Annotated in this window: 19 protein-coding genes and 1 tRNA gene; 11 read left to right on the plus strand and 9 right to left on the minus strand. The window is 63.3% G+C overall.

What is annotated here, in order from left to right; translation table 11 throughout:
- Window positions 1-5: 5 nt before the first annotated feature.
- Window positions 6-3,356, minus strand: a complete 3,351-nt coding sequence (locus tag IVB13_RS24725; RefSeq protein WP_247294791.1) for an adenylate/guanylate cyclase domain-containing protein — start codon at window positions 3,354-3,356, stop codon at window positions 6-8.
- A gap of 706 nt (window positions 3,357-4,062) precedes the next feature.
- On the opposite strand from IVB13_RS24725, the gene IVB13_RS24730 reads away from it, so the two are divergent.
- Window positions 4,063-5,085 (plus strand): tyrosine-type recombinase/integrase, encoded by a 1,023-nt coding sequence (locus IVB13_RS24730; protein WP_247490789.1) that lies wholly within the window; start codon window positions 4,063-4,065, stop codon window positions 5,083-5,085.
- Between the two features lie 61 nt (window positions 5,086-5,146).
- Here IVB13_RS24730 and IVB13_RS24735 read toward each other — a convergent pair.
- The 5 genes from IVB13_RS24735 to IVB13_RS24755 all read right to left on the minus strand — a co-directional run bounded on the left by IVB13_RS24735 (window position 5,147) and on the right by IVB13_RS24755 (window position 9,670).
- Window positions 5,147-5,222: transfer RNA gene (locus IVB13_RS24735), tRNA-Lys, on the minus strand.
- A 200-nt stretch (window positions 5,223-5,422) separates the two neighbouring features.
- Entirely contained in the window at window positions 5,423-6,046 is a 624-nt protein-coding gene (locus IVB13_RS24740) for a Spy/CpxP family protein refolding chaperone (protein WP_247490792.1), read from the minus strand.
- 193 nt (window positions 6,047-6,239) lie between these two features.
- Window positions 6,240-7,244, minus strand: a complete 1,005-nt coding sequence (locus IVB13_RS24745; protein ID WP_018457501.1) for a TRAP transporter substrate-binding protein — start codon at window positions 7,242-7,244, stop codon at window positions 6,240-6,242.
- A gap of 170 nt (window positions 7,245-7,414) precedes the next feature.
- Window positions 7,415-8,977, minus strand: a complete 1,563-nt coding sequence (locus IVB13_RS24750; protein ID WP_018457500.1) for a 2-isopropylmalate synthase — start codon at window positions 8,975-8,977, stop codon at window positions 7,415-7,417.
- A gap of 429 nt (window positions 8,978-9,406) precedes the next feature.
- On the minus strand, window positions 9,407-9,670 hold the full coding sequence (locus tag IVB13_RS24755; protein WP_018457498.1) for a hypothetical protein: 264 nt from the start codon (window positions 9,668-9,670) through the stop codon (window positions 9,407-9,409).
- A 276-nt stretch (window positions 9,671-9,946) separates the two neighbouring features.
- Between IVB13_RS24755 and IVB13_RS24760 the strand changes: the two genes are divergently transcribed.
- The 10 genes from IVB13_RS24760 (at window position 9,947) to IVB13_RS24805 (ending at window position 23,981) form a co-directional block, all read left to right on the plus strand.
- Window positions 9,947-11,167 carry an SMP-30/gluconolactonase/LRE family protein gene (locus IVB13_RS24760; RefSeq protein ID WP_018457497.1) on the plus strand — a complete coding sequence of 407 codons (1,221 nt, stop codon included), beginning with the start codon at window positions 9,947-9,949 and terminating at the stop codon, window positions 11,165-11,167.
- A 198-nt stretch (window positions 11,168-11,365) separates the two neighbouring features.
- Window positions 11,366-12,550: a hypothetical protein gene (locus IVB13_RS24765; RefSeq protein WP_247294795.1), complete on the plus strand. Its 1,185-nt coding sequence runs from the start codon at window positions 11,366-11,368 to the stop codon at window positions 12,548-12,550.
- A gap of 10 nt (window positions 12,551-12,560) precedes the next feature.
- Window positions 12,561-13,664 carry an FAD-dependent oxidoreductase gene (locus IVB13_RS24770; RefSeq protein ID WP_247490795.1) on the plus strand — a complete coding sequence of 368 codons (1,104 nt, stop codon included), beginning with the start codon at window positions 12,561-12,563 and terminating at the stop codon, window positions 13,662-13,664.
- A 250-nt stretch (window positions 13,665-13,914) separates the two neighbouring features.
- Window positions 13,915-15,156, plus strand: a complete 1,242-nt coding sequence (locus IVB13_RS24775; protein ID WP_026233384.1) for an ABC transporter substrate-binding protein — start codon at window positions 13,915-13,917, stop codon at window positions 15,154-15,156.
- 104 nt (window positions 15,157-15,260) lie between these two features.
- Window positions 15,261-16,136 carry a branched-chain amino acid ABC transporter permease gene (locus tag IVB13_RS24780; protein WP_018457493.1) on the plus strand — a complete coding sequence of 292 codons (876 nt, stop codon included), beginning with the start codon at window positions 15,261-15,263 and terminating at the stop codon, window positions 16,134-16,136.
- A gap of 1 nt (window position 16,137) precedes the next feature.
- The gene (locus tag IVB13_RS24785; RefSeq protein WP_018457492.1) at window positions 16,138-17,064 is read left to right on the plus strand and encodes a branched-chain amino acid ABC transporter permease; all 927 of its coding nucleotides are present in this window, start codon (window positions 16,138-16,140) and stop codon (window positions 17,062-17,064) included.
- Window positions 17,064-18,545, plus strand: a complete 1,482-nt coding sequence (locus tag IVB13_RS24790; protein ID WP_026233383.1) for an ATP-binding cassette domain-containing protein — start codon at window positions 17,064-17,066, stop codon at window positions 18,543-18,545. The genes IVB13_RS24785 and IVB13_RS24790 overlap by 1 nt, the downstream gene beginning before the upstream one ends.
- A gap of 41 nt (window positions 18,546-18,586) precedes the next feature.
- On the plus strand, window positions 18,587-19,828 hold the full coding sequence (locus IVB13_RS24795) for an ABC transporter substrate-binding protein (RefSeq protein WP_026233382.1): 1,242 nt from the start codon (window positions 18,587-18,589) through the stop codon (window positions 19,826-19,828).
- 175 nt (window positions 19,829-20,003) lie between these two features.
- Window positions 20,004-22,517: an excinuclease ABC subunit UvrA gene (gene uvrA / locus IVB13_RS24800; protein WP_247490797.1), complete on the plus strand. Its 2,514-nt coding sequence runs from the start codon at window positions 20,004-20,006 to the stop codon at window positions 22,515-22,517.
- A 153-nt stretch (window positions 22,518-22,670) separates the two neighbouring features.
- On the plus strand, window positions 22,671-23,981 hold the full coding sequence (locus IVB13_RS24805; RefSeq protein WP_018457488.1) for an ABC transporter substrate-binding protein: 1,311 nt from the start codon (window positions 22,671-22,673) through the stop codon (window positions 23,979-23,981).
- A 270-nt stretch (window positions 23,982-24,251) separates the two neighbouring features.
- Here IVB13_RS24805 and IVB13_RS24810 read toward each other — a convergent pair whose 3' ends face one another.
- The 3 genes from IVB13_RS24810 to IVB13_RS24820 all read right to left on the minus strand — a co-directional run bounded on the left by IVB13_RS24810 (window position 24,252) and on the right by IVB13_RS24820 (window position 26,724).
- The gene (locus IVB13_RS24810) at window positions 24,252-25,421 is read right to left on the minus strand and encodes a Gfo/Idh/MocA family oxidoreductase (protein WP_247294797.1); all 1,170 of its coding nucleotides are present in this window, start codon (window positions 25,419-25,421) and stop codon (window positions 24,252-24,254) included.
- Between the two features lie 42 nt (window positions 25,422-25,463).
- On the minus strand, window positions 25,464-25,775 hold the full coding sequence (locus IVB13_RS24815; RefSeq protein ID WP_026233379.1) for a septal ring lytic transglycosylase RlpA family protein: 312 nt from the start codon (window positions 25,773-25,775) through the stop codon (window positions 25,464-25,466).
- Window positions 25,776-25,878: 103 nt separating this feature from the next.
- Entirely contained in the window at window positions 25,879-26,724 is an 846-nt protein-coding gene (locus IVB13_RS24820; RefSeq protein ID WP_247294798.1) for a CmcJ/NvfI family oxidoreductase, read from the minus strand.
- Window positions 26,725-26,930: the final 206 nt, after the last annotated feature.

Raw genomic sequence — 26,930 nt, forward strand, 5'->3', positions numbered from 1 at the left:
CTTGATCACCGTAGCCCATCGAGAAGCACCTTTGCCACCTTTAGATCATGCGTCTCGAACCCTTCGGTGAAGCTGGCATAAATCGGCGCGAGAAAATTGAGCGCTTCCTCGCGTCTGCCCTGATGGATCCACAGAGCAGCTTGGTCCGTTGCGGCGCGGAGCTCAAGCGTCCTGGCGTGTTGACTTCTTCCCGTGCTCAATGCCCGGTCGAGCAGCGCCTGCGCCTCGGCTTCCACGGCCGGTCCACCGCGGGCGACCAGCACCCGTGCCTTTAGACGATACAGTTCGGCTTCTAGGATTCGTTCGCTGTTACGGTTAGCTGTAGCTAGGCCGTGCTCGATCAACTCCAGCGCGGCCTCGTAGTCGTGACTATTTAACAATGGCGGACACAACAACACGTCGAGCGCGGTGATGGCCAGCTGATAACCGGCGCTGCGATATCCGTCCAAGACGGCACCGATCTCCCCCAGTGCGCTGGGTGAAGGATCGAGCGAAGCCACGCATATGCCCCGAAGGGCGCGCGCCAGGCGCCATTGCCGGAATCCATGTTCCTCGGAAAGGGCGATGCAACGTTCGGCATGACCTTGCGCGACCAGGAACTCGCCGCGAAGCGCGTGAAGAATGCATGCGTAGTAACAGGCATACGCCTGGGAATGCGGATGACTTATAGCGTCTGCGCGCCGAATGGCAGCGTCCATTCGCACAATTGCCGTATCGGGCTGGCCGAGCAGCCAGAGCGCCCACGACATCAGCGCCAGGTCCGCCACGCCGGCATCCTGGCCGGCCGAACGCGCCGCCAGCCTGTCGTCCTCGCTGCTCGCCTCGAACGCTTCATAGGCGCGTCCAATCGCTTCATGGGCACCGGTAAGCTGTCCCATGAAGAGGCGGATCATTGCCTGCCCGCGCATCGCGTTGAGCAACGCCGGTAGATCGTCGCGCGCTTCGGCGAGCTGGAGCAGGGCCGCGATCGTTTCCTCGGCGACCGGCAACTCACCGCGCATTACGCTCGCAGTGGTCAACCAGAACATCACCTGGAGTTGCTCGGGAGGGTCTCCCAGGCGCTCGCACAGCTCGCGCGCGCGGGCAAAGGTTGCCATCGCCTTGTTCGAGGCTGGCCCTTGCGTAGCGATCAGGCAGGGCCCAAGGGCGAAGTGGAAGGCAAGTTCCAGCTTATCCTTTCCGGCGCCTTCTGGCAGATGGCCCGAGGCCTCGATACCCCGCTGCAAGTGTGCGATGGCTTCAAGGTTGGCCGAGCGCATGGCGGCCTTCTTGCCTGCCTGCAGCCAATATGCCTCCGCCTTTTGAAACAGGCCGGCCTCTGTCAGATGATGCGCAAGAGTTTCGGGTTGAGTCTCCACAAGGTCCGGGAACCGTTGCTCGAAGGCACCCGCGATCGCAGCATGCAGCGCTGCGCGTCGGCTCTTCAGGAGTCCCGAGTAGGCAGCGTCCCGCACAAGCGCGTGCTTGAAGGTATAGATTGCCTGCGGTATCTCGCCCCGGCAGAATATCAACTCCGAGCGAACCAACTGAGCAAGCGCCTCCTCAAGTCTCTCTTTTGACAACCCGGCTACGGTGCTCAGCAGTTCGTAGGAGAACTCGCGACCCACCACAGCGCCGATCTGAGCCACCTCCCTCACTGGAGCCAATCGATCGAGCCTTGCCATCAGCGATGCGTGCAAACTCGTTGGAATCGCCATCGGGGGGAGAGGACGGTTGAGGACGTAGTGATCGTCCTGTTCATTTAATAGCCCGGTTTCGAGCACCGTCTTGGTCAGTTCCTCCACGAATAGGGGCACGCCATCGGTGCGGGCGAGGATCTGGTCCATTACCTCTTCCGGGAGCGTCTTGCCAGCGGTGACGCGCTCGATTAACGCCGCCCCGTTGCGTCGGTTCAGCCGCGTGAGCGAGATCGTCGTCACATGCGCATGACCTGGCCACGGCGGAGTGAACTCTGGCCTCGCCGTGATGAGCAGCAGCCCCCGAAGCCGGGGTAGGTGTTCCAAGGTCATCGTGAGCAGCTCCAGCGACGTCGGATCTGCCCAATGGACATCCTCTACAATGACGAACACCGGCTGTCTTGCGGCCAAGCCAGTTAGCTGGGACAAAAACGCCGCTAACGTTAGCTCCTTGCGCTTCTGCGGGCTCAGCTCTGGCATACGGTAGCGGTTACTCGGTGGAAGGGACAGAAGGTTGGCCAGAGGTAGCAACACGCGGTCGGCATCAGCCCGCACGAGCAGAGCCTCGAGCTTAGCGAACTTCTCTGCGGGCGGGTCGCCCCGCTCGAACCGGGCAGCGCGTTCGAGCTGGCGGGTGAAAGGATACAGCGCACTGTTGGTGTGGTGCGCCGAGCAGAACTGGCGCACCGTTATATGCGGTTCGCCTTGGAGCCGCTCCTCAAGCGCCAGCGCAATGTGCGACTTGCCGATACCGGGCTCTCCGGTGAGCATCACCGCGCAACCTTCGCTACGCCTGGCGTGCTGCCAGCGACGCAAGAGCATCTCGATTTCCTCGTCACGCCCGATTGGCGGCGCCAATCGAGATTTGTGCTGTGCCTCGAAGCGGCTTTCCACTTCGGTTGTTCCCAGTACCTGCCAGGCTGGCATTGGCTCGGCCCATCCTTTAAGCGCGACAGGGCCGAGATTGCGGAACTCGAAATGCCCATCAGTGAGCCGGTGCGTACTTTCGGAAATCAGCACGGTACCGGGATTGGCGAAGGTCTGCAGGCGCGCAGCCAAGTTTGGCGTCTCGCCAATGACCGTCTGCTCTTGAGCTGAACCTTCGCCGGTCAAATCGCCCACGACCACCATACCGGTAGCGATGCCAACGCGAACCTGCAGCTCGGTGGCGGGTTCTGTCCGGAGGCTAGCTACGGCATCGACCAGCGCCAGCCCGGCGCGTGTCGCTTGTTCGGCATCATCCTCGTGGGCCTGGGGATAACCGAAATAGGCGAGCACGCCATCTCCCATGTACCGCGCGATAACCCCTTCATTCCTGGCAACAACCTCCGCGATGCAGCGGTGATAGGTGCCCATTACGGCCCGCAGGTCCTCCAGATCAAGGCGGGCCGCAAGTGCCGACGAGCCGACCAAATCGCAAAACATGATTGTAAGCTGACGCCGGCCGGCGTGATCCGTCGAGGCCGGCTTAGCGCCCGCTTGAGGCGTTCGCAGGACCTCTCTCTGAAGTTCTACGATCGCGCGCAGCATCTTGCGGCGATGCCCAAGCAGGACGCCCAAATCCTTTAAATCCTGCTCCGTGAGATCGCGAACGACCGAGAGGTCGATGGCGTTTTCGCGGAATCGCTCGGCGTACTCGCCCAAACCGATCGATGCTAGCCACTCTGCAATACCTGCCATGGTATACCTATGGCTTATACGATGAGAATAGCACATTGGAGAGGCTTGCGAAGGCACATCTGTCGACCGAAGCGCCGGACGTCTTGCCCAATGTAACACAGTGGCCCAGGCGAAAAGTGAACGCCGCTGGGCGCGATGTCTGTTAGGGGTCAAAGTGCGAAGAACTCAACCTAAGCAAATCTGGTCCGCCATGCCTCATTAAGCGGACCTAGTCGAGATGTGCCGGTACTTCGCTAACGGGCCATAAGCGGGCAATCAATGCATGCCTCGTTAAGGGACCAGAAGCCCACATACCGAACAGCTCCCCCTCATCACCGAATCCCTTGGCACCTGGAGCTAAATGCGTAGACTGGGTCCGACCGAGCCAGGAGGGAGATTTGGCGATAGAGCGGCCAAATCGACGGCTGACGACGATCCTGGCGGCCGATGCAGTCGGCTAGCCCCCGCTGCAGCTTGCACGCTATCGGCTTCAGATCGACCTTGCGTTCGTTCAGCGACCTCGCACAGTTGATGTCGACTAGGGTGAAGAAGAAAACCTTCCTATCGGTCGCCCTAGTGGTGTTGTCGTAGCCAAAGTAAGGCTCCAGTTCCTCGCAGAGGAAATGGGCCCAGCATATCCGTGCCGAGCGACAGACCCTGAGCGGCGTAGGCGACGCCAAAAACTGCGAGACAGAGGGTGCGGCCTTGGACGAATGGAGGATGAACCGTGCGCGTCGTTCTGAAAGGAATTCATAAGGTCAAGAGACGGCTCGCAAATGGCGAGACGAAAGTACATTGCTACGCATGGCGTGGGGGCCCCGCCATCCATGCGCAGCCCGGTGCGCCAGACTTCGTTCGAGAGTATCACGATGCGCATGCGAGCCTTCGGCAGCCCCGCGCCGGCACCTTCATGACGATCGTTGCGCAGTACAAGGCCGCACCAGAGTTCACCGGACTAGCGGCATCGACCCGTCGTGCGTACCTCGCCTACATTAAGCTGATCGAAGATGAATTCGGCGACCTGCCGGTGGCAGCTCTGGCCGATCGTCGAGTGCGTGGTGAGTTCAAGGCCTGGCGCGACCTGTTCGCCGAGACACCACGTAAGGCGGACTACGCCTGGACCACGTTGGCGCGGATCATGTCGTTCGCAAAAGACCGCGGCATCATCGCGACCAACCCATGCGAGCGCGGGGGCCGCCTCTACGTAGCAGACCGCAGAGACAAGATTTGGACCGAGCAGGACATCGCAGCGGTTCTTGCGATCGCCTTTAGCGAGATCCAGCCCGCCTTAGTCCTGGCGTTGTGGAGTGGCCAGCGCCAAGGCGACTTGCTGCGACTGCCCTGGTCCGCCTACGAGAACCCCTACATTCGCCTGCGCCAGTCTAAAGGCGGGCGGCGCGTCGCGATGCCAGCCGGCGCGCCTTTGCGAACCCTTCTCGATATCACCGAGCGCCGAGGCCCCCTGATCCTGACCAACACGCTCGGTCGGCCATGGACGTCGGACGGCTTTCGCACGTCCTGGGGAAGGGCATGTGAGCGCGCCGGTATGGGTGAACTGACCTTTCACGACCTGCGCGGCACGGCAGTGGTGCGCCTCGCAATCGCAGGCGCCAGCGTGCCACAGATCGCAGCCGTCACAGGTCATTCGTTGAAAGACGTCGAGGCCATTCTCGATGCGCACTACCTCGGTCGCGACATTCAGCTCGCTGAAGCTGCGGTGATGAAGCTCGAAGCGAGAACAAAACTGTAAACGGTGGTGTAAACGGCGCTGGTTTTGCCGTTTGCTCAGCCCGCAAAGTGTTTGAATTATATGGTGGGCGCACCAGGGCTCGAACCTGGGACCCGCTGATTAAGAGTCAGCTGCTCTACCAACTGAGCTATGCGCCCGAAAGGCGGTTAAAGCCTTGCGAGGCCGGTCGTTTAGCAAAGCGATCCGGGTCTGGCAAGCGATGGCACGTAAGTTTTCCAAGGGTATGCCAAGGGTACGCCAAGGGTACGCCAAGGGCGTGCCCACATCCCCCAAAAAAGCGAAAAGCCGCTGGATTCCAGCGGCTTCGCCAGGGTTGATCGCGGCAACCCTTGTAGGCTCAGAGCCGGCCCTCGCGGTCCCGGTCCGGGCCATCGTCGCGGTCGAAACGGTCGCGGTGGAAGTGGTCCATGCCGCGCTCCATCATGCGGTCCATGCCACGCTCCATGAAGTGGCGGCGCGGGCCGTCTTCGCCGCCGCCGAACGGGCCGCGGTGACGGGTCAGCACGGCGAGGCGCCGCTTCTGGCCCTCGTCGAGGGTCTTGTAGAGCGGATCGGCGGCATCGGCGATCTTCTTCAGGGCCGCCGACGTTGCCCCCGTGTCCTCGGCGCGCTGACGCAGGCGGGCGACCGGATCCTCCGGCCTGACGGCGTCCTTGTTAGCGTCCTTGCCGGCATCGCCGGCTCCGGCATTCATCCGCGCATTGGCGCGGTCGATGCGCAGCTTGGCGAAGTCGCGCACGGCGGCCTCGACCGGCGGCCACAGCTTTTCCTGGTCGGCGTTGAGCTTCAGCCCGGCATGGACGGCAGCGATCCGCGCGTCGACCATGGCGGCGCGGTCTTCCGGGTTCATGCGGATGTGGCGCATGTGCTCGTGCATCCACGGGCGATGATACTGGGCATAGACCGCGCCCGAGCCGGCGATGCTGAGCACGGCGATGGCGGCGATGGTGAATTTCCTCATGCGAACTCTCCTCTGGAAGGATGTCGTGAGGATGAGCGCAGCGCGGCTTACGCGCAACTTACAACTTGGACAGGGAGCGAGTCCTTTCCAAGATGTAACGCTCCTGAATTTTAGTTCAGTCGCAATCGGAATCATTCGCAACAAAAGGGGCTTCCGCGCCAGGCACGGAAGCCCCTTTCAACCTCCGTTCAAATCAGTTCGTCGTGCTCTTCGCTTCCTTCTGGAACTCGTCGATCAGCGGCTGGCCGACGCGGCCTGCGGCGTCCTTGTAGACCGGCTCCATGGCCTTGCGCATCGCCTCGTCCTGCTCCGGCGTGAGCTTGATGATCTCGCTCTTGCCGCTCTTCCTGATCTCGGCGAGCGCGTCCTCGTTCTCCTTCTGCGACTGCGTATTGTTGAAGTCGGTCGCTTCCTTCATCGCCTTCGTCAGCTGGTCGCGGATGTCGGCCGGCAAATCGTCCCAGAACTTCTTGTTCACGATCACGACGTAGCCGATGTAGCCGTGGTTGCTCTCGGTGATGTACTTCTGCACCTCGTGCATCTTCTGGGTATAGATGTTCGACCAGGTGTTCTCCTGCCCGTCGACGACGCCGGTCTGCAGCGCCTGGTAGACTTCGCCGAACGCCATCACCTGCGGCAGCGAGCCGAGCGCCTTGAACTGGGCCTGGAGCACGCGCGAGGACTGGATGCGGAACTTGACGCCCTGATAGTCGGCCGGCGTCACCAGCTTCTTGTTGGCGCTCATCTGCTTGAAGCCGTTGTCCCAATAGGCGAGGCCGGTGATGCCCTTCGGTTCGAGCAGCTTGAGCAGCCTGGCACCGAGCGGACCTTCCGTCACCTTCCGCAGCGTCTTCAGATCAGGCAGGATGTAGGGGAGATCGAATACCTCGAACTCGCGGATGCCGAGCGGGCCGAACTTGGAATTGGACGGCGCCAGCATCTGCACGCTGCCGAGCTGGAGCGCCTCGAGTTCTTCCTTGTCCTTGTAAAGCGTCGAGTTCGGGTAGATCTCGACCTTGACCTTGCCGCCGGTGTACTTATCGGCGAGCTCCTTGAATTTCTCCGACGCCTTGCCCTTCGGCGTGTCGGTGGCCACCACGTGGCTGAACTTGATGATGATGGGCGACTGGGCCGATGCCGGCCCGGTCAAGCCAAGTGCCAGGACCGCGATGGACGCAGCGATCGCGAAGGTGCGCATAATCTCTCCCTGTTGTTATTTGGGCCACCGGGCGCGCGGGTGGCCTATGCCGTCAGCATCAATACAGGTCGACATCACCAGCTGCTATTGGTCGTTAGCAGGGCAGCCATTCATGGTGAACGCCGCAAGCACCGCCTCTCCCGCTTCCGGAAGAGGCGGTAGTAGCCACCTCAGCTCGCCGCCGCGGTCGTTACGGTGTCGCGCTGGCGTTTCATGACGATCTTGTTGAGCGCGCCGAGATAGGCCTTTGCTGAGGCCACCAGCGTATCCGGATCCGCCGCGCGCGCGGTCATCGCGCGTCCCTCGTGCGACAGCCGCACCGAGACTTCGGCCTGCGCGTCGGTGCCTTGGGTCACGGCGTGGACCTGGTACAGCTCGAGCTTGGCTTCGTGCGGCACCAGGCGCTTGATGCAGTTGAACACGGCATCGACCGGCCCGTTGCCTTCGGCCTCCTCGATCTTGATCTGGCCGTCGACATCGAGCTTCATCGTCGCGCGCTGCGGGCCATGGGTACCGGCGATCACGGTCAGCGAGGTCAGCTTGATGCGGTCGTGCGAAGCCGCCATCTCCTCGTCGACCAGCGCCTCGATGTCCTCGTCGTAGATGTCCTTCTTGCGGTCGGCCAGCGCCTTCATCCGCGTGAACGCATCTTCCAGCTGGTTCGGACCGAGCTTGTAGCCCATCTCCTCCAGCTTGTGCACGAAGGCGTGGCGGCCGGAATGCTTGCCCAGCACCAGCGAGGACTGCTTGAGGCCGACCATCTCGGGCCGCATGATCTCGTAAGTGGAAGCGTCCTTCAGCACGCCATCCTGATGGATGCCGCTCTCATGCGCGAACGCGTTGCGGCCGACGATGGCCTTGTTGTACTGCACCGGGAACGAGGTCGCCGCCGACACCACCTTCGAGGCGCGGGTCAGCTGCGTCGTGTCGATCTTATTCCAGAAAGGGAATTTGTCGTTGCGCACGTTGATCGCCATCACGATCTCTTCCAGCGCGGCGTTGCCGGCACGCTCGCCGATGCCGTTGATGGTGCACTCGACCTGGCGCGCGCCGCCAATGACGCCTGCCAGCGAGTTCGCCACCGCCATGCCGAGGTCGTTATGGCAGTGCACGGAGAACACCGCCTTGTCCGAGTTCGGCACGCGCTCGATCAGCGTCTTCATGAAGTGGGTGTATTCGTCGGGCGTGGTGTAACCGACGGTATCAGGAATGTTCACCGTGGTGGCGCCAGCCTTGATGACGGCTTCGACGATGCGGCACAGATAGTCCATCTCGCTGCGGGTGCCGTCTTCGGCCGACCATTCGACGTCGTCGATCTGGTTGCGGGCGCGCGCGACCATGGCCACCGAGGTCTCGAGCACCTGCTCCGGGGTCTTGTTCAGCTTCACCCGCATATGCAGCGGCGACGTCGCGATCACGGTGTGGACGCGGCCACGCTTGGCGAATTTCACCGCTTCTGCGCAGCGGTCGATGTCGGCCGGATGGGCACGCGACAGACCGGCGATGACGGCGTTCTTGGAGCGGCGGGCGATCTCGCTGACCGCCTGGAAGTCGCCTTCCGAGGTAATGGGGAAGCCGGCCTCGATGACGTCGACGCCCATATCGTCCAGCATCTCGGCGACCTCGAGCTTCTCCTCGAAGGTCATGGTGGCGCCGGGGCACTGCTCGCCGTCGCGCAGGGTGGTGTCGAAAATGATGACGCGGTCCTTATCGGACTTGTTCACGGGGGCCATTTGAATTTCCTTTTGAGCTTTTTGCGCCGTCAGTCTTCTGGGCGCTTGAGGTGTCCGGTGATCTCGACCAACCCCTGAGCGCCCAGGCGCATGGCGCCCAGCCGGCCCTCAGGGGCAAGTAAGAAGAAGCCCGCCAATCAGGAGGGTAGGCAGCAGCGCGGCCGGGATCGCGGCGGCGGCAAGAGCCACCTCCCCCGAAATCCCATCGATTTGGCCGCGAATCAGCATTACCGGACCCTTTGAGCCCTCAAATCCTCGGTCAAAACCGTTGACGGTTGGTTGCCGGGAGGCTCGATGCGTCGTTTCTAGACGAGAAATGGCAGCAACCGCAACGCCAAAAGATGGACAGAAGGGCTGACATGATCGCAGCGCCGGATGCGTGACCGGTGCCAATTGTTTGGCCGACCGAACGCCGGCAAGGCGGTCAAGCTATGCCGAGCGGCGAGCGCGAGCCCTGCTCTCCCAGCGGTTCAGCATCTGACCGAGCTCGCTGGTGGCAACCGGCGTAGCCGTGCCAGCGATCGCGATATCGTTGGTGTTGGCTGGTGCGTTGGCACTGAGCCAATCCGGCTCGCTGTACTCACGCCAGCGGCGCGCCTCGGCTCGTCTTTTTCGGGAGACGTAGTCGCGGGTGAAATAGCCGGCCGCAAATGCAATCCCGAGCAGCAAAACCAGTACGACGACAGCGACCACAGTAAACTCCGACTTACGCCCCGAATGACGTTCTGCCAGCATCGCGCAGGAGGTCAAGGCTTGACATTCCCCTGCTTGGCAATGTCCCGAAGACAGCTCCGGTAAACCCCGTCACGCCTGATGAATTTGTCGTTTCCATGTTCGACGTTGCAGCGCTTTGCCGCCCCGATCTCGCTGAGGATGCGTACCTCCCCCTCGCAACCGTCATCGGACCGGACTAACCTTGCCCTGCTCGGCCGGATCAACCGGCTAGCCGAACATGACCGGGAGGACGCGATGACACGCCAAAAGCAGCGTGACCAGGATGCTGCGCTTTCACGACGAACGCTCGTTCAGGGGTTTGCGCTCGGCGCCGCCACTTTTGCCGGCGCCGGCTCCGCGCTGGCCCAGACCGGACCAGCCGCACCGCCGACGACGATTACCACCCCGCCACGCGATTTCGGTCCCAACGGCGCGCCGACCACCTATTTCTGGGACCCCGATGTCGTCACAGTCGATCCGTCCTTCAACGATCTCGCGCAGCCCAACACTGCGATCAAGCGTCTCTATACGGGTTTGCTGTGGGCTGAAGGCCCGGCGTGGAGTGCACAGGGCCGCTATCTGCTATGGAGCGACATTCCCAACAACAGGCAGATGCGCTGGAGCGAAGACGACGGTCGCGTCAGCGTGTTCCGCTCGCCGTCCAACAATTCCAACGGCAACTCGTTCGATTTCCAGGGCCGTCAACTTTCCTGCGAACATTTGACCCGGCGGGTGACGCGTTATGAACATGACGGCACCGCGACCGTGCTTTGCGACAATTACAACGGCAAGAAGCTGAACTCGCCGAACGACGTCGTCGCGCATCCTGACGGCAGCTACTGGTTCACCGATCCGCCCTATGGCGGCCAGCTCTACGAAGGTGAGCCCGATGCCGTGGGCGGTCCGAGCAATTCCGGCGGCAAGCTCAATCCTCGGATTGGACAGCCGGCCGGCTTCGCACCGGGCAAGCGCGAGCTTCCGACCAATTGCTATCGCATCGACCCTAGCGGCCGTGTCGATCTCGTCGTCACCGAGGAGCAGGTGCCCGATCCCAACGGGCTGTGCTTCTCGCCGGACTTCAAGAAGCTCTACGTCGTCTCGACTGGCAAGGGACCCGGCGACACCGGCCCCGGCGGCAAGGGCGAAATATTCGTGTTCGACGTCGGCGCCGACAACAAGCTCACCAACCACAAGCGGTTCAGCGAGTGCGTGATTGACGGTGTGAAGTGCGGACCGGACGGCGTGCGCTGCGACGTCAACGGCAATGTCTGGGCCTCCAGCAATGCCGGCCGCGCCGTCGGCTACAGCGGCGTGACGACGTGGTCGCCGGAGGGCAAGCTGCTCGGCCGCATCCGGTTGCCCGAAGTGTGCGGCAACGTCTGCTTCGGCGGCCCCAAGCGCAATCGCCTGTTCATGGCGGCGAGCCAATCGCTCTATGCGGTGTACACGGCCACGCAAGGCGCCGGACCGGGCTGAGCCCGCGCGCAAGATCGCAAGCACGGGCGTCGGCGTGGATCGCCGGCGCCCGCGGTTCCCTGATCGCAATCAAATTACGCCGCGGGCAAATCTCCGCCATTAATCCAACGAAGATTGAATCGCGCGGCAAGGCCGCAGCGCGGTGCAAAGGCATGATGCTCTTCGTTCTCGCGCCCGACTTGAACCGGGAGTTGCGCGATGCGCCGTATGCCGAACGACACCATCATCGTCAGCGTGGGGAACCAGCAATTCGTGACGGAGTTCGGAGACCCGGGCCTTCCGAACGGAGGCCGCGGCGGCAGCGACAAGATGATCGCGACCGTCGACGGTGGCAACGCGGTCCTGATATTCGTTGGCGACGACCAGACCCTCCAAGGACATTCTCACGGAGGAGGCGACCATCTCGCCGCGACCGTCACAGGCTTCGGGGACTACGTGTTCCTGGACGGCGATGCGCAGGCGATGTCCGGCGACGCCCATGGCGGCAACGATGTACTTCATGTCGATGCATCGACATCGATCTACGCGTCTCTCGGCATTTTTGGCGATGCCGAAACCGCCATGTCAGCCGACACGGGGGGCGGCAATGACGTCGTCATTGCATCGATGGGAAACAGATCGTCCGGCACGTTCGGCGGAGATTCCGGCAGTTCCATGAGCGATCACGCGCGTGGCGGCAATGATATCCTCAGCGTGACCCAGGGCGGCAGTTACGGCGGCGCTTCAATCTCCGGCGATGCCCTCGTCTCCATGAGCGGCGATGCGCACGGCGGCAACGACATGCTCATCTACACCGTCGGTGCCCCAGCCCGATCCGGCGGCGCGTCTCTGGTCGGAGACGCCGGCTACATGAGCGACGATACCCGTGGCGGCAACGATATCCTGATCGCGACCGTCGACGGCAACCCGGACTCCACGTCCATCGTGCTCGTCGGAGACGCCTCGAACATGTCAGGCAATGCGCATGGCGGAGATGATATCCTCCTCGGCAGCAGCCGCGACGATTTCCTGTATGGCGACGCACAGACCTACGCTCCGTTCACAGCCGGCTCGATCACCGGCGGCAAGGACATGTTGAATGGCGGTGGCGGAAATGACCAGCTCTGGGGCGGACCGAACGACGACAGATTCGTCTTCGACAAAAATTCGGGCCTGGACGTGATCAACGATTTCGACCAGGGCAACAAGGCTGTCGGCAGCACGGCGCGAGAGCATGATTTGATCAATTTGCACGATTACGGCTTCGCAGACTGGGCGGCGCTGAAAAGCCTGATCAGCGATGACAGCACAGGAAACGCGGTGATCCACCTGACGGCGACCGATACGATTACGCTGGCGGGAATCCATACCGCGGATCTCCATGCGAAGGATTTCATTGTGTAAGGGAGCATTCATGCGCGTTGTGATCTGCGGCGGCGGCGTGATCGGCGCCTGCATCGCCTGGTTTCTCCGCCGCCGTGGCATCGAAATCGTCGTCGTGGAGCGGGCGGGCGTCGCGGCCGCGGCGTCAGGCAAGGCGGGCGGCTTCCTCGCGCGCGACTGGTGCGAGGGCTCGCCGCTCGATGCGCTGGCGCGACGGAGCTTTGCGATCCATGCGCAGCTGCCGGAACAGATCGCAGGCGATTGGGGCTATCACCCGATGACCGCTTATAGCGGCTTCGTTGCCGCCGATGGCCACCCGCGCCGGGATGCACCGTCCGCGCTCGGCTGGCTCAGCAACGGCGTCATCATCGCCCAGCGCATCGGCACGATGGAGACCGCCGCGATCGTTCACCCCAAAAAATTCACCGCAGCCGTGATGAACGCGGCGCTCGCGGAAGGCGCCGAGTTTCGTCCCGGCCAGGTGACCGGCATCATGCGCGATGCGAACGGCACCACCGCGACGGGCGTCGAGGTCGACGGCGGCATCGTCGAGGCGGACGCCGTCGTGATCGCGATGGGACCATGGTCGCTGCTCGCGGCGCAATGGATGAGCCTGCCCGCCGTCTACGGCCAGCGCAGCCCGAGCATCGTGTACGACACCGGCACGGATGCGCCGGCCGATGCGCTGTTCCTGGAGTATGAAGAGAATGGCAGTGCCGTGTCGATCGAGGTCTTTCCTCGCGCCGACGGCAGCACGCATATCACCGCTCTCTCCGACATCGCGCCGCTTCCGCTCGATCCGGCGGCCGTGACGCCGGACAAGGACGCGATCGCGCGCCTGCAAACCATGTCCGAGCGGCTGTCGCCGCTGTTCCGCTCCGAGAGGATCATTGCGCAACAAGCCTGCTTCCGGCCGGTGACACAGGACGGCCTGCCGCTGATCGGCAAGGTGCCGCGAAGTGAAGGTCTGTATGTTGCGACGGGGCACAATGTATGGGGCATCCTGAATGCGCCCGCCACGGGCGAGGTCATGGCGCAACTGATCGCGGAGGGTGCGACGCGCAACGTCGACATCTCGCCATTCGATCCGGCCCGGCTCGCGCCGCTCGATCCATCGCTGCTGCAAGCGCGCTGAGCCGACGCGACGGCATCGCAATTCAGCGTTCCGGTTGCTGTGCGCCCGCGATAGCTGCGCATGCCTACCGACGAAATCTGCATGCCTCCGCGTGAAACGGGTCCGACAGCTTTCCTGCCCGCTATTGCCCAGCGCTAGACTTTAGTTCGTGCCTCACAATCCTGAACGCGGTTTCACTTGCCGAGAATGTCTCCGCCGGTATAGTCGCGGCATAATGGCTCATAAGAGGCCTGTTAAGGGAGAGAACAAGATGAAGAAACCGCTCTCTGTTGCGTTGCGAATAGCACTCGGTACCGCCGCGGCCGCTGTGTTGATGACGTCAGGCGCGGCGCTTGCGGCCGACCCGATCAGGATCGGCGTGATCGCGGAAGCGCAGGCGATTGCCGGCGCCTCCATCCCCCAGGCGGCACAGCTCGCCGCCGACGAGATAAACGCCAATGGCGGCGTCGACGGCCGCAAGATCGAGATCGTCTCTTACGACAATCATTCCTCCTCGGCAGATTCAGTGCGCGCCTTCCAGCGCGCGGTGAACGAGGACAAGGTCAATGCGGTCATCGCCAGCTACATCAGCGAAGTCGTGCTGGCACTGGAGCCCTGGGCCTCGCGGCTGAAGACGCCGTTCGTCACGCCCGGTGCCGCCTCCAACGAGATCAGCAAGAGCGTCCATGCCGACTACGAGAAGAACAAGTACACCTTCCACGGCTATCTGACCTCCGCCGCGCTGGCGCTTTCCGTCTGCGACGGCGCCAAGGACCTGCTCGTCGACAAGATGCACATGAAGACCGCGGTCATCATGAGCGAGGACGCCGCCTGGACCAAGCCGCTCGACATCGGCTACGAGGAATGCCTGCCCAAGATCGGGCTGAAGGTGCTCGACCACATCCGCTTCTCGCCCGATACCACCGACTTCACGCCGATCTTCAACAAGATCGAAGGCTCCAAGCCCGACGTGATCATCACCGGGATCTCCCATGTCGGCGTGCAGCCGACGGTGCAGTGGAAGAACCAGCAGGTGCCGATCCCGATGTTCGGCATCTCCTCGCAGGCCACCAACGAGACCTTCGGCAAGGACACCAATCAGGCGGCCGAGGGCGTACTCTACCAGGGCGTCTCCGGCCCAGGCGTCGCGGTGACGCCGAAATCAGTGCCGTTCGCCGAAGCCTTCAAGAAGAAGTTCGGCAACTATCCCTCCTATGCCGGCTACACCGCCTATGACGAGGTCTACTACATCGCCGATGCGGTGAAGCGCGCGGGCTCGACCGACGCCGACAAGCTGGTCGCCGCTCTGGAGACGACCGACTGGGAAGGCACGATCGGCCGTGTCCAGTTCTACGGCAAGGACGATCCGTTCACGCACTCGATCAAATACGGCAAGGGCCTGATCACCGGGCTGATGCTGCAATGGCAGGACGGCAAGCAGAGCGCGGTCTGGCCCAAGGAAGTCGCCAAGGTCGACGTCAAGTTCCCGAGCTTCATCAAGCTCTCGAACTAGCAGGACACGCTCCCGGGACCAGCTCCCGGGAGCTTCCACATGCGGCCCCCGCAGCACGTTGCTCCAGCAACATCGTCTCTCATAAATCGGATTGCCAACCCTAGATGCGTGCTTTCCAGATTCTGATCGATGGCTTTGCCATCAGCGCTCTCTATGCTCTCGGTGCCACCGGCTTCACGCTGATCTTCGGCGTCTCCGGCGTCCTCAACCTCTCCCACGGGGCCATCATGGTGGCGGCAGCGGTGGCGGCCTGGGCTGCCGCCAGCATCCTGAATGTCGGCACCTATGCCGGCGCACTGATCGGCGTCGGTGTCGCCCTCCTTACATCCTTTGCGACCTATTTCGCGGTGGTGAAGCCGATCCAGGATTCCCGGCGCATCCCGAATGAAGAGAAGGAGATCTTCGTCCTCACCGGCACGCTGCTATGGGGGATCATGATCCAGGAGGTGATCGCTTATTTGTTCACCAACAACGCCAAGACCGTGCTGCCGATCGTCGAGGGCGTGGTCGAGATTCTCGGCGTCCGCACGCCCAGGAACGAGATCTTTACCGCGATCGTGTGCTGCTTCGTCATCGCTCTGTTGTGGCTCCTGGTGAACCGCACCCGCACCGGTAAGGCGGTGCTGGCGGCCTCGATGAACCCACGCGGCGTCACCCTGCTCGGCCTCGAGCTCACCAACATCTACGTCGTGGTGTGGGCGATCTACGGCATCCTCGCCGGCATCGCCGGCGTGCTGCTCGGAATGTTTCTCGGCGTCAGCTCCTACAGCGTCGGACCGCTGACCGCGAGCGCGTTCTCGATCGTCGTGCTCGGCGGCCTCGGCAGCGTCTCCGGCTCGCTGATCGCAGCCTTCGTGGTCGGCTATCTCGAAACGCTCACGGCCTATCTGGTCTCGCCGGCCTACCGCACCATTCCGGCGCTGCTGCTGCTCGTGTTCGTGATGTACATCCGGCCCCAGGGCCTTCTGGGGAGGCGCTGAGATGGCCAGCTTCTTTACGACACGCCTGTTCTTCATCTCATTCGCGCTCGTCGTCATCGCGGCGACGCTGCCGCTCTACGTCTCCGGCTACGTGCTCGGGCTTCTCACCGTCGCCTTCTATTTCGGCGTGTTCGCAATGGCGTGGGACCTGCTGTTCGGCTTCGCCGGCGAGGTCAATTTCGGGCCGACCTTCCTGATCGGCGTCGGCGCCTACACCGCCGGCATCCTGAATGCCCAGTTCGGCTGGTCGGTTTACGCTTGCATCGTGCTCGGCGCGCTCGCCTCCGTCATCGCCGGCCTCGTGCTGGCGTTGCCGGCGCTTCGGGTGCGCGGACCGTATTTCGGCCTGACCACGCTGGTCGCGGTGCTGATGCTGCAGAATTTCATCGTGGTGTTTGCCGACCTCACCGGTGGCGAGATCGGGCTGACCATTCCCGACGTCATCTCCATCAACGCCGGCGTCAATTACTGGATCGCGCTCGGCTTCATGACGATCTCGGCGGCCATTCTCTATGGCCTGTCGCAATCGCCTGTTGGCCTGGTGCTGCAAGCCAGCGGCCAGGACCCGGTCCAGGCCGGCGCGCTCGGCTTCAACATCGTCAAGCACAAGCTCGCCGCCTTCATCGTCAGTGCGTTCTTCTCGGGGTTATCAGGCGCGCTGCTGGTGTTCTACTTCGGCACCGCCTCGGTCGGCACCGTCGTCGACGTCGCGGTCGGCGTCAACGTGATCGTCTCAGCCGTGCTCGGCGGCCGGCGCACCGTGCTTGGCGCGGCACTCGGCGCGATCTTCCTGATCGTCGCCGGCGAGTTCCTCAGGCCCACCGGCGAGCTTGCGACCTTCATCGTCTCGGCCGTCGCGCTGCTCGTCGTGCTGTTTTTCCCCGGCGGCTTCCTCGGAGCGGCCCTCTCGCGTGAGGCGCGCTCGTGATGGATATGCGATCTTCAAACCGGGCCGTGCTCGAAGTCCGCGGCCTGACCAAGCGCTTCGGCGGATTGACGGCGGTGAAGAACCTGGGCTTCGAGGTCAATAGCGGCGAGATCTTTGGCCTGATCGGCCCGAACGGCTCGGGCAAATCGACCGCGATGAAGAGCGTCATGGGCATCGAGCGCCCGACATCAGGCGAAGTCGTATTCGAGGGCGAGAACGTCGCGGGCTTGCCGGCGCACAAGATCGCGCGCAAGGGCTTTGGCATGGTGTTCCAGCATTCGCGACCGCTGAACCGGCAGACTGTGCTGGAGAACATCATGGTCGCGCTGCTGCCGGACAGCCTGTTCATGCTGTTTCCGGACAAGGCGCTGCTCGAGCGCGCCAAATGGATCGCCGATCGCGTCGGGCTCGGCAACGTGATGAACCGCCGCCCGCCGACGCTGCCCTTCGCCGACCTGCGCCGGCTCGAGCTGGCCAAGGCTATCGCGCGCGATCCCAAGGTCGTGCTGGTGGACGAGCCCTTTGCCGGGCTGACGCGGGCCGAGGTCGAAATGTTTTCCGACCTGATCCGCAGTTTCCGCGACGAGGGCCGCGCGGTGATGCTGGTCGACCACAACGTCAAGAGCGTCGCGGCGTTGGTCGACCGCGTGCTCGCGATGTATCTCGGCGAGGAGATCGTCACCGGCAAGGCCGAGGACGTCATGAAGAACGAGACGGTGCGGCGGGTCTATCTCGGCGGCGCCATCGAGACCCATGCGCGGCCCGAGACCAGCTTCAAGGACAAGGTGCCGCTGCTCCAGGTCGAGAATGTCAGCGTGTTCTACGGCAAGGCGCAGGCGCTGGAGAACGTCTCGATCCACGTCCATGAGGGCGAGTTCGTCTCGATCGTCGGTCTCAACGGCGCCGGCAAGACCACATTGTTCAACACCATCTCGGGCTTCCTGCCTTATAGCGGCGAGATCGTGCGCAACGGCGAGAAGCTGCGCGGCACGACGCCGGCGAAGATCGCCCGCAGCGGCCTCGTGCAGTGCCCGGAATCGCGCGAGCTGTTCGGCGAGATGAGCGTGCGCGAAAACCTCGATCTCGGCGGGCAACATCTGGCCGACGACAAGCGCGCGGCACAGCTCGCCTGGCTGTTCGAGCTATTCCCGATCCTGAAAGAGCGTCAGGGCCAGATGGCGCAAACGCTCTCCGGCGGCGAGCAGCAGATGCTTGCGATCGGCCGCGCGCTGATGATGCAGCCGCAGATCCTGATCCTGGATGAACCGACGCTGGGTCTCGCCCCCGTCATCCTCGAACTCCTGTCCAAGGCCCTAACGAGGCTGCGGCAGACGACGTCGATTACGGTGCTGCTCGGCGAGCAGAACGTGACCTTCGCGCTTCCGCATGCCGACCGCGTCTATGTGCTCGAGCATGCGAGGATCGTCTGGGAGGGCGATCCGGGCCGCTTCGCCGCGGAGGCTGGCGCCGATTTTCTCTAGTTCGCCCATACCAACAACAAAACAAGCAAAAGGAAACGACCATGCGACCATCGAAGAGTTTGAGCGGCAGCTTCCTCCTCGCCTCCGCGCTGGCGCTGTGCCTTGCTGCTCCCGCCTATGCGCAGTCGAACGATCCTATCAAGATCGGCGTCATCGCCGAGGTGCAGTCGATCGCTGGTGCCGCGACGCCCGGCGGCGCGCAGATCGCCGCCGACGAGATCAACGCCAAGGGTGGCATTCTCGGCCGCAAGATCGAGATCGTGACCTACGACAACAAGAGCTCCTCGGCGGACTCGGTGCGCGCGTTCCAGCGCGCGGTGAGCGAGGACAAAGTCTCCGCCGTGATCGCGAGCTATATCAGCGAGGTCGTGCTGGCGCTCGAGCCCTGGGCAGCGCGGCTGAAGATGCCGCTGATCACCCCCGGCGCGGCCTCGAACGAGATCACCAAGGCGATCCATAACGACTACGAAAAGAACAAATACACCTTCCACGGCTATCTGACCTCGGCCGCACAAGCGCAGCTCGTCTGCGACGCCGCCAAGGATCTGCTGGTCGAGAAGCTCAAGTTCAAGACGGCCGCGATCATGAGCGAGGACGCCGCCTGGACCAAGCCGCTCGACGTCGGCTACGAAGCCTGTCTTCCGAAAGCAGGCCTCAAGGTCGTCGAGCACGTGCGGTTCTCGCCCGATACCACCGACTTCACGCCGATCTTCAACAATATCGAGGCCAAGAAGCCGGACGTGATCGTCACCGGCATCTCGCATGTCGGCGTGCAGCCGACGGTGCAGTGGAAGAACCAGCAGGTGCCGGTCCCGATGTTCGGCATCAGCGCGCAGGCGCTGAGCCCGACCTTCTGGAAGGACACCAATGGCGCCGCCGACGGCGTGCCGTCGCTGGCGGTCGCAACGCCCGACGTCGCCGTGACCTCCAAGACGAAGCCGTTCGCGGCCGCCTTCAAGGCCAAGTTCGGCTCGCCGCCGGCCTACACCGGCTACACCGCCTATGACGAAGTCTACTTCATCACGGAGGCGATCAAGCGCGCCGGCTCGACCGATCCGGACAAGATGGTCGCTGAGCTCGAAAAGACCGACTACGAGGGCACGATCGGCCGCATCCAGTTCTACGGCAAGGACGACGAGTTCACCCACGGCATCAAGTCCGGTCCCACGACCGTATCCGGTCTGGTCTTCCAGTGGCAGGACTCCAAGCAGGTCGTGGTCTGGCCCGAGAAGATCGCGGAGGGCAAGCTGAAGTTTCCGAGCTTCGTGAAGCTGTCGCAGTAACACGCCACGCTGGGGCACCAGGGCCCCGTCCCGAGCGCCCCATCGCCCTTGCATGGCCCGTCGCTTCAATCGCGGCGGGCCTTCGCTTTGTGCAGAACGCAACCGATGCGCTGGCATCTGTGGACCCATCCTGCGATCCTGCCGTTATCTCCCATGCGTGGGCCGGAGCAGCGAGATGGACGACCGATCAAGACACCCCGATGACCTGATGCAGGATGACGGCTTCGTTCGCGTGCGGGGCGCGCGTGAGCACAATCTCAGGAACGTCGACGTCAGTATTCCGCGCAACGCCCTCGTCGTGTTCACCGGCGTGTCGGGCTCCGGAAAATCCTCGCTCGCCTTCGGAACGGTCTACGCCGAGGCGCAACGGCGATATCTGGAATCGGTGTCGCCTTACGCGCGGCGCCTCTTCCACCAGATGCAGATCCCTGAGGTGGACGACATCGAAGGCCTGCCGCCCGCCGTAGCGCTCCAGCAGCAGCGCGGCGCGCCGACGACGAGGTCGTCCGTGGGCAGCGTGACGACCATCTCGAACCTGCTCAGGATGCTCTATTCCCGTGCCGGCGAATACCCGCGCGGACAAAGGATGCTCTATGCGGAATCGTTCTCGCCGAACACGCCGGAAGGAGCCTGCCCGACCTGTCACGGTATCGGCAGGATGCTCGACGTCACCGAGAAGTCCATGGTGCCCGACGACACCCTCACCATTCGCGAGCGCGCCGTCGCGGCGTGGCCGAGTGCCTGGCAGGGGCAGAACCTCCGGGACATCCTGACCACGCTGGGCTACGACCTGGACAAGCCCTGGCGTGAGCTGCCCAGGAAGGACCGCGACTGGATCCTGTTCACGGAGGAGCAGCCGACCGTTCCGGTCTATGCCGGTTACGACTTGGCCGAGGTCAAACGGGCCCTGCGCCGCAAGGAGGAGCCGAGCTATCAGGGCACGTTCACCGGCGCCAAGCGCTACGTGATGCAGACCTTTGCCAAGTCCGAGAGTGCGATGATGAAGCGCCGCGTCGCGCAATTCATGATCACCCAGGACTGCCCGACCTGCCATGGCACGCGATTGAAGCCCGAGGCACTCAAGGTCAAATTCGCCGGACTTGATATCGCCGAGATGTCTCATCTGCCGCTCGAGAAGCTGCAGGAGGTGATGAACCCTTTCGCGGAGACTTCGACCGTCGGAGCATCGGAGAAAACCATCGTCGCCAGGCGCATCTGCGAGGATCTGTCGGCGCGGCTGGCCGTCCTGCTCGACCTCGGCCTCGGCTATCTCGCCTGCGAGCGCAGCACGCCAACGCTGTCGCCCGGCGAGTTGCAGCGGCTGCGGCTTGCGACCCAGGTTCGCTCCAACCTGTTCGGCGTCGTCTATGTGCTCGACGAACCGTCGGCAGGTCTGCATCCCGCCGACACCGAGGCGCTGCTGCGGGCGCTGGACCGGCTGAAACACGCGGGCAATTCGATCTTCGTGGTCGAGCACGAGATCGAGGTGATCAAGCATGCCGACTGGCTGGTGGATGTCGGGCCTGATGCCGGCGAAGGCGGCGGGAACATCCTCTATAGCGGACCGCCCTCAGGACTCGGGCAGGTCGCGCAATCGCGAACCGCCCATTATCTCGCGCATCCACGAAAGCCGCTGCCGATGGTCCGCCGCCAGCCGAAGGCGCATCTGAAAGTCCGGGGTGTGACCCGGAATAATCTCCGCGGCCTCGACGTCGATATCCCGCTCGGCGTTCTCGCCAGCGTGACCGGCGTGTCGGGCTCCGGCAAATCGAGCCTGATCAGCCAATTCCTCGTCGATGCCATGGCGGAGCATCTCGGCCATGCACGGGCTGCGGACGCGGACGACGATAGCCTGGCACCCACGGTCGAGACATTGGGCGGCGAGATCGTCGCCGGCCTCGACCAGGTCGATCGTCTCGTCGTGGTGGATCAGAGGCCGATCGGCCGCACGCCGCGATCCAACCTTGCAACCTATACCGGCCTGTTCGACCACGTCCGGAAGCTGTTCGCCGTGACGCCGCAGGCAAAGTCCCGCCGCTACGATGCCGGGCGCTTTTCCTTCAATGTCGCGAAGGGCCGATGCAGCACCTGCGAAGGCGAAGGATTTGTCTGCGTCGAGCTTCTGTTTCTTCCCAGCGTCTATGCGCCCTGCCCGACCTGCAAGGGCGCGCGCTACAATGACAAGACGCTGGAGGTGAAGATCCGCGGAAAATCCATCGCGGATGTGCTGGCGATGCGCGTCGACGAAGCCTTCGAATTCTTCCACGAAGATCCAACCCTCAACCGGTCCCTATCGGTCGTCCGCGAGGTCGGGCTCGGCTATATTCGTCTCGGTCAGTCCGCCACCGAATTGTCGGGCGGGGAAGCCCAGCGCATCAAGCTTGCGACCGAGCTCATGCGGCCGCAACGCGGTCACACGCTCTATGTCCTGGACGAGCCGACCACCGGTCTTCATCCCAGGGATGTCGAGCGGCTGATCGCCCAACTCGAGCGCATCGTGGACGCCGGCAACAGCGTGGTCGTGGTCGAGCACGACATGGATGTCGTCTCTCATAGCGACTGGATCATCGACCTCGGTCCCGGCGCCGGCGAGGAAGGCGGCCGTATCGTGTCGTCGGGGACGCCGCGAGAGGTCGCCGCGGCCGGCGGGAAGACCGCTGGCTATCTTGCCCGTCGCTTGAAACAGTAACGGGCGCGCTCATCACCCATTTCGCAATTGCGTTCTGCGTCGCGGAGACCGGACCCCGACTTTCGCCATGTTGACTTTCCGCCGCCCCGCTCCCCATACTTCGAAAAAGAATAACAAGACCAAATCATAAGACGATCTTTGAGGGAGGATAGGATGCCCACTTCACGCAGGCAGCTGCTGAAGAGCTCGGCGGCTGCCGCCGCCGCACTCAGCCTCGATTGGACACGGGCCCAGGCGCAAGCCGAGAATTTGCGCATCGGCTTGATCTACGACCTCACCGGTCCGTTTGCCGCCGGCGGCTCGGTCGCCTCCTCGGTCGGCGCGCAGATCGCCATCGACCTCGTCAACGAAAAGGGCGGCATCGGCGGCAAGACCAAGATCGTGCCGGTCGCGGCGGACTCTCAGAGCAAGGCCGACGTCGCCATCAACGAGGCCGAGCGGCTGATCAGCCAGGAAAAGATCGACATCATCAACGGCGTCTATTCCAGCGCGCATGCGGTGCCGATGGCGGCGAAGGTCGAGCAGCAGAAGAAGATCCTCTGGATCACCACCGCGGTCTCGACCGCCGTGTTCAAGGACAAGAACCTGCAATATGTGTTTCGCGCGCAGATCCATTCCGATCAGTACGGCCAGGCCTTCGCGGGCTTCGTCGCCGAGCACGCGCAAGGCAAGCTCGGCATGGACCCGAAGGACGTCAAGGTCGCGCTGATCCACGAGGACGGCCCTTACGGCGTCGGCGTCGCGGCGGCCGACGAGGCCTATGCCAAGCAGGCGGGCATCCAGGTGGTGATGCGCGAAGGCTATTCGGCTTCCGCGCCCGATCTCTCGGTGCTCGTGACCAAGCTCAAGCGCGCCAAGGTCGATGTGATCTCGCACGCCGGCTACAACCCCGACATCACCCTGTTCCTGCGCCAGGCCCGCGAGAGCGGATTGCGCTTCAAGATGCTGTTCGGCGCGGGCGCCGGCTACAGCCAGCTCGACAAGCTGCGCGCGACCTTCGGCCCCGACATCGACAATTTCTGCAACATCGATCCGGTGCCGGCGCAACTGCTCGATGCCTCCAAGCTCGCGCCTGGAATCGGCGACCTGACCAAGACCATGGTCTCGCGCTACCAGGCCAAGACCAGCGCCACCGACGTGCCGCCGCATTGCTCGATGGGTTTCAACCAGACCTGGATCTTGCTCAACAACGTGCTGCCGGTCGCCAAGGAGAAGTACGGCAGCTTCGAGCCCGAGGCCATTCGCAAGGCCGCGCTCGACGTCGACATTCCAGCCGGCGGCACCATCCAGGGCTATGGCGTGAAATTCTTCCCGCCGGGCACGCCGATGTCCGGCCAGAACGAGCGCTCGACCCCGGTGGTGATGCAGAATGCCGGCGAACACATCTCGGTGGTGTGGCCGACGAACATCCGGACGCGGGACCCGGTGTTTCCGCTGCCGAAGGGCTCGACCTACGGGACGTGAGGCTACGCGCCGCGCCGACGGTGCACCCTTTCCCCTTGCTTGCGGGAGAGGGTGGCTCGCCGCGAAACGGCGAGACGGGTGAGGGTTGCCTCCGCGAGCAAACCTCTCTCATTTTAAACCGCGGAGAGAACCCCTCATCCGGCGCTATAGCCGAAGCTACGCTTCGGCGTTCTTGAGAACGGCGGCCGAAGGCCGCCTATGCCACCTTCTCCCGCAAGGGGAGAAGGATTGGCACCGTGCCTGCGGCTAGCTCAGTGAGTTCATCACGCCCTACATCATCACCCTTCGTCCCTCCTCCGCCGCCCAGTATCCCGCGTAGTTCACCTTGATTGTCTCGTACGCCAGCGCGAGGTCCGACAGCGGCTGCCGTCCCGTCGCGGCGCATTCCATGAAGTCCTGGATCTCCTGGAGATAGCCGCGCGTCCACTCCTCTTCGAGGCAGACATATTGCCAGCCGGTTTTGCGGTCGACCTTCTCGGTGATGTAGACGGAGGCGAGTTTCTCCTCGGAGGTCTGGTAGCTCATCAGATGATCATTCGGCGTGATGTTGGCGAACAGCGAGCCGCCTGACGTGTAGGTCTCGATCAGATTGCGCACGCCGCCCATGATCATGTCGCCGGAGAACACGGTGGCCTTGGTGCCGTCCGAAAACGTCGCGGTCAGCGTGCCCCAATCCTCGACGTCGACAGGATTGGCCTTGATGTAGGTGCGCTCCTCCGGCTTGAGGATGGCCGTGACATTGCCGACATCGCCGCTGACGCTGGCGACGCGGATGGTTTCACCGCGCGCCTTGGCCTCGACCTGCTTGAGATACAGCACCGCCGAGAGCGGATGGCAGCCCATCCGGATCAGCGAGCCGCCCCCGGTCATCGCCCATTGCGCGGCATGGGCCGCATGCGATCCGGAATGGCTCTCCTCGCCCTTCATGAACAGGATTTTGTCCTTGGTCGCTCTCAGAATCTCCGCGGTCTTGGTCACGGCCGGCGCGTAGATCCAGTCCTCGGCATACATGAAGAGCTTTCCGGTGCGCTCGATCGCGGCACGCGTGGCGTCCATCTCTTCCAGCACGCGCTCATACATCAGCGCCTTCGGCACATGCCTGCCGATCGGCTGCCGGTCGCCGTCGCGGCCGAAATAGCCGGCGAACGGCTTTTCGCAGATCACATGCTTGCCGGCCTGCATGGCGGCGACGATCATCCCCGCATGAAGATTGGGCGGCGTGCAGATGTCGATGACATCGAGCTCGCGGTCTGCGATCAGCTCGGCGAAGCTGCGATAGACCCGTTGGATCTGGTGGCGGCCGGCGAATTCGACGACATGGTCGCCGCGCGCAGCGACCGCCGCGACCTCGACATCCACCCCGTAGACGCGCCGGAACGCATACATATGCAGCTCCGACACGAAGCCGCAGCCGACGAGTCCCACCCTGATCCTGGCCATAGCGCCCCCCGCTTTGGGCGGCACTATAGCGTGCTGGCAGGTCTATTCCACCGAGACCCGCACCACGCCGGCGCTCATCATGCCCAGCGCCTTGGCAGCCGGCACCGAGAGATCGACGATGCGGCCGCGGATGAAGGGGCCGCGATCGTTGACGCGGCACTGAATCGAGCGGCTGCCGTAGGACACCCTCAGCACGCTTCCGAACGGACGCGTCCGGTGCGCGCAGGTCAGCTCACCTTTCCCGGCTTTTCCGTAGCTGTAATAGGAGGCAAGCCCGCTTTCGGCCTGGGCAAAGGAAACTGCAGAAAGCGAAAACGTAGCAAGGCAAGAAAATAACGTGGTCTGCGCTCGCACGGCACCCCTCCGGGTTGGCCTGCCCCGGGCGCAAACGTTTGTCGGTTCCCGTGGGTTCCTGAGCCACTGCCGGGCCGCGCCCGGCAGTGCCATCACAGTTCTGTTACTGTTTGTGGAATACGAGCGTCCGAACCTCGATGCTCTCGCGCGGCGCGGCATCGGCCGGCGTGGTCGGATCGACGAACGCGGCGTGCGGCCCGAAGCGGGTGCGGCCATCGGTTGCGGAATCGTAGCACTTGAGCAGCAGTGCTTCGTCCGCCGTCATCTCGGGGAAATAGAACCAGCGATGGTTCGGATTGTATTTCACCGAATAGATTTCGCCGCGACGGTTGGGATAGATCAGATCCGAGGCGACGAGATCGTCGGGCGCAACCGTCGTGCCGTCGGCCATCGCCAGCGGCGAATCTCGCAAAGGACCGCGGATCGGCCGCCACAGATTGATCACCTGGACGCGGCCCTTCAGCAACTCTTCGGCCTCGTCGGGCAGATGCTCGCGCACGCGGTTGGCGCCTGAGACGGCGGTCTGATCCACGTGGACGCGCGTTGCCGGCTGACGCGGGCCACCGTCGCGGATGTCCGCGGCACCCTCAACGCGCCTGCGCACGGTATGGTCGAAGATGACGACGCGGTCGGCTTTCAGCGTTGCGCGCAGGAAGGCCTCGACGGCGGGATAGTAGACCGCCTTGATTTCCTCCTCATTAGAGAAGTCCTTCACCTGATGTGGATGCCGCACCAGCGCAAAGCCTTCGCGGTCGAGCGAGATGTTTTGTGCGATCAGCCGGGCATCGAAGATCGGTACCTGATGCGGCTCCGGCAATGACGTGCTTTTGGGCTCGCCAGGCGGTGGATCGAAGGCGTAAGTGCGCGGCTTGCCCGAAACCGGCGCGAGGTAATTGAGTTCAGCGGTGACGAAGGGAAGCGATTCGATTTTTGTTTCTTGCAGGCCCATGGCCGGTCTCCCGATGTGGTCGTCTGGATGATTTTTGAAGACACCGGGCGTACTGCAAGGGAGTTGGTGCAAATAGCAATGCGAGTGCTGTCGCTGGCATGAAACGCAGAACAAACGCATCGCGAAATCCGGCCGGGTTGGAATGCGCCCTGCCCGCTTCACGGATGCTTGAGAGCCTTTTGAGATCTCGTGCCCCGGACGCAGCG

It is taken from the genome of Bradyrhizobium sp. 17, assembly GCF_023073515.1.
Taxonomy (GTDB): Bacteria; Pseudomonadota; Alphaproteobacteria; order Rhizobiales; family Xanthobacteraceae; genus Bradyrhizobium; species Bradyrhizobium canariense_D.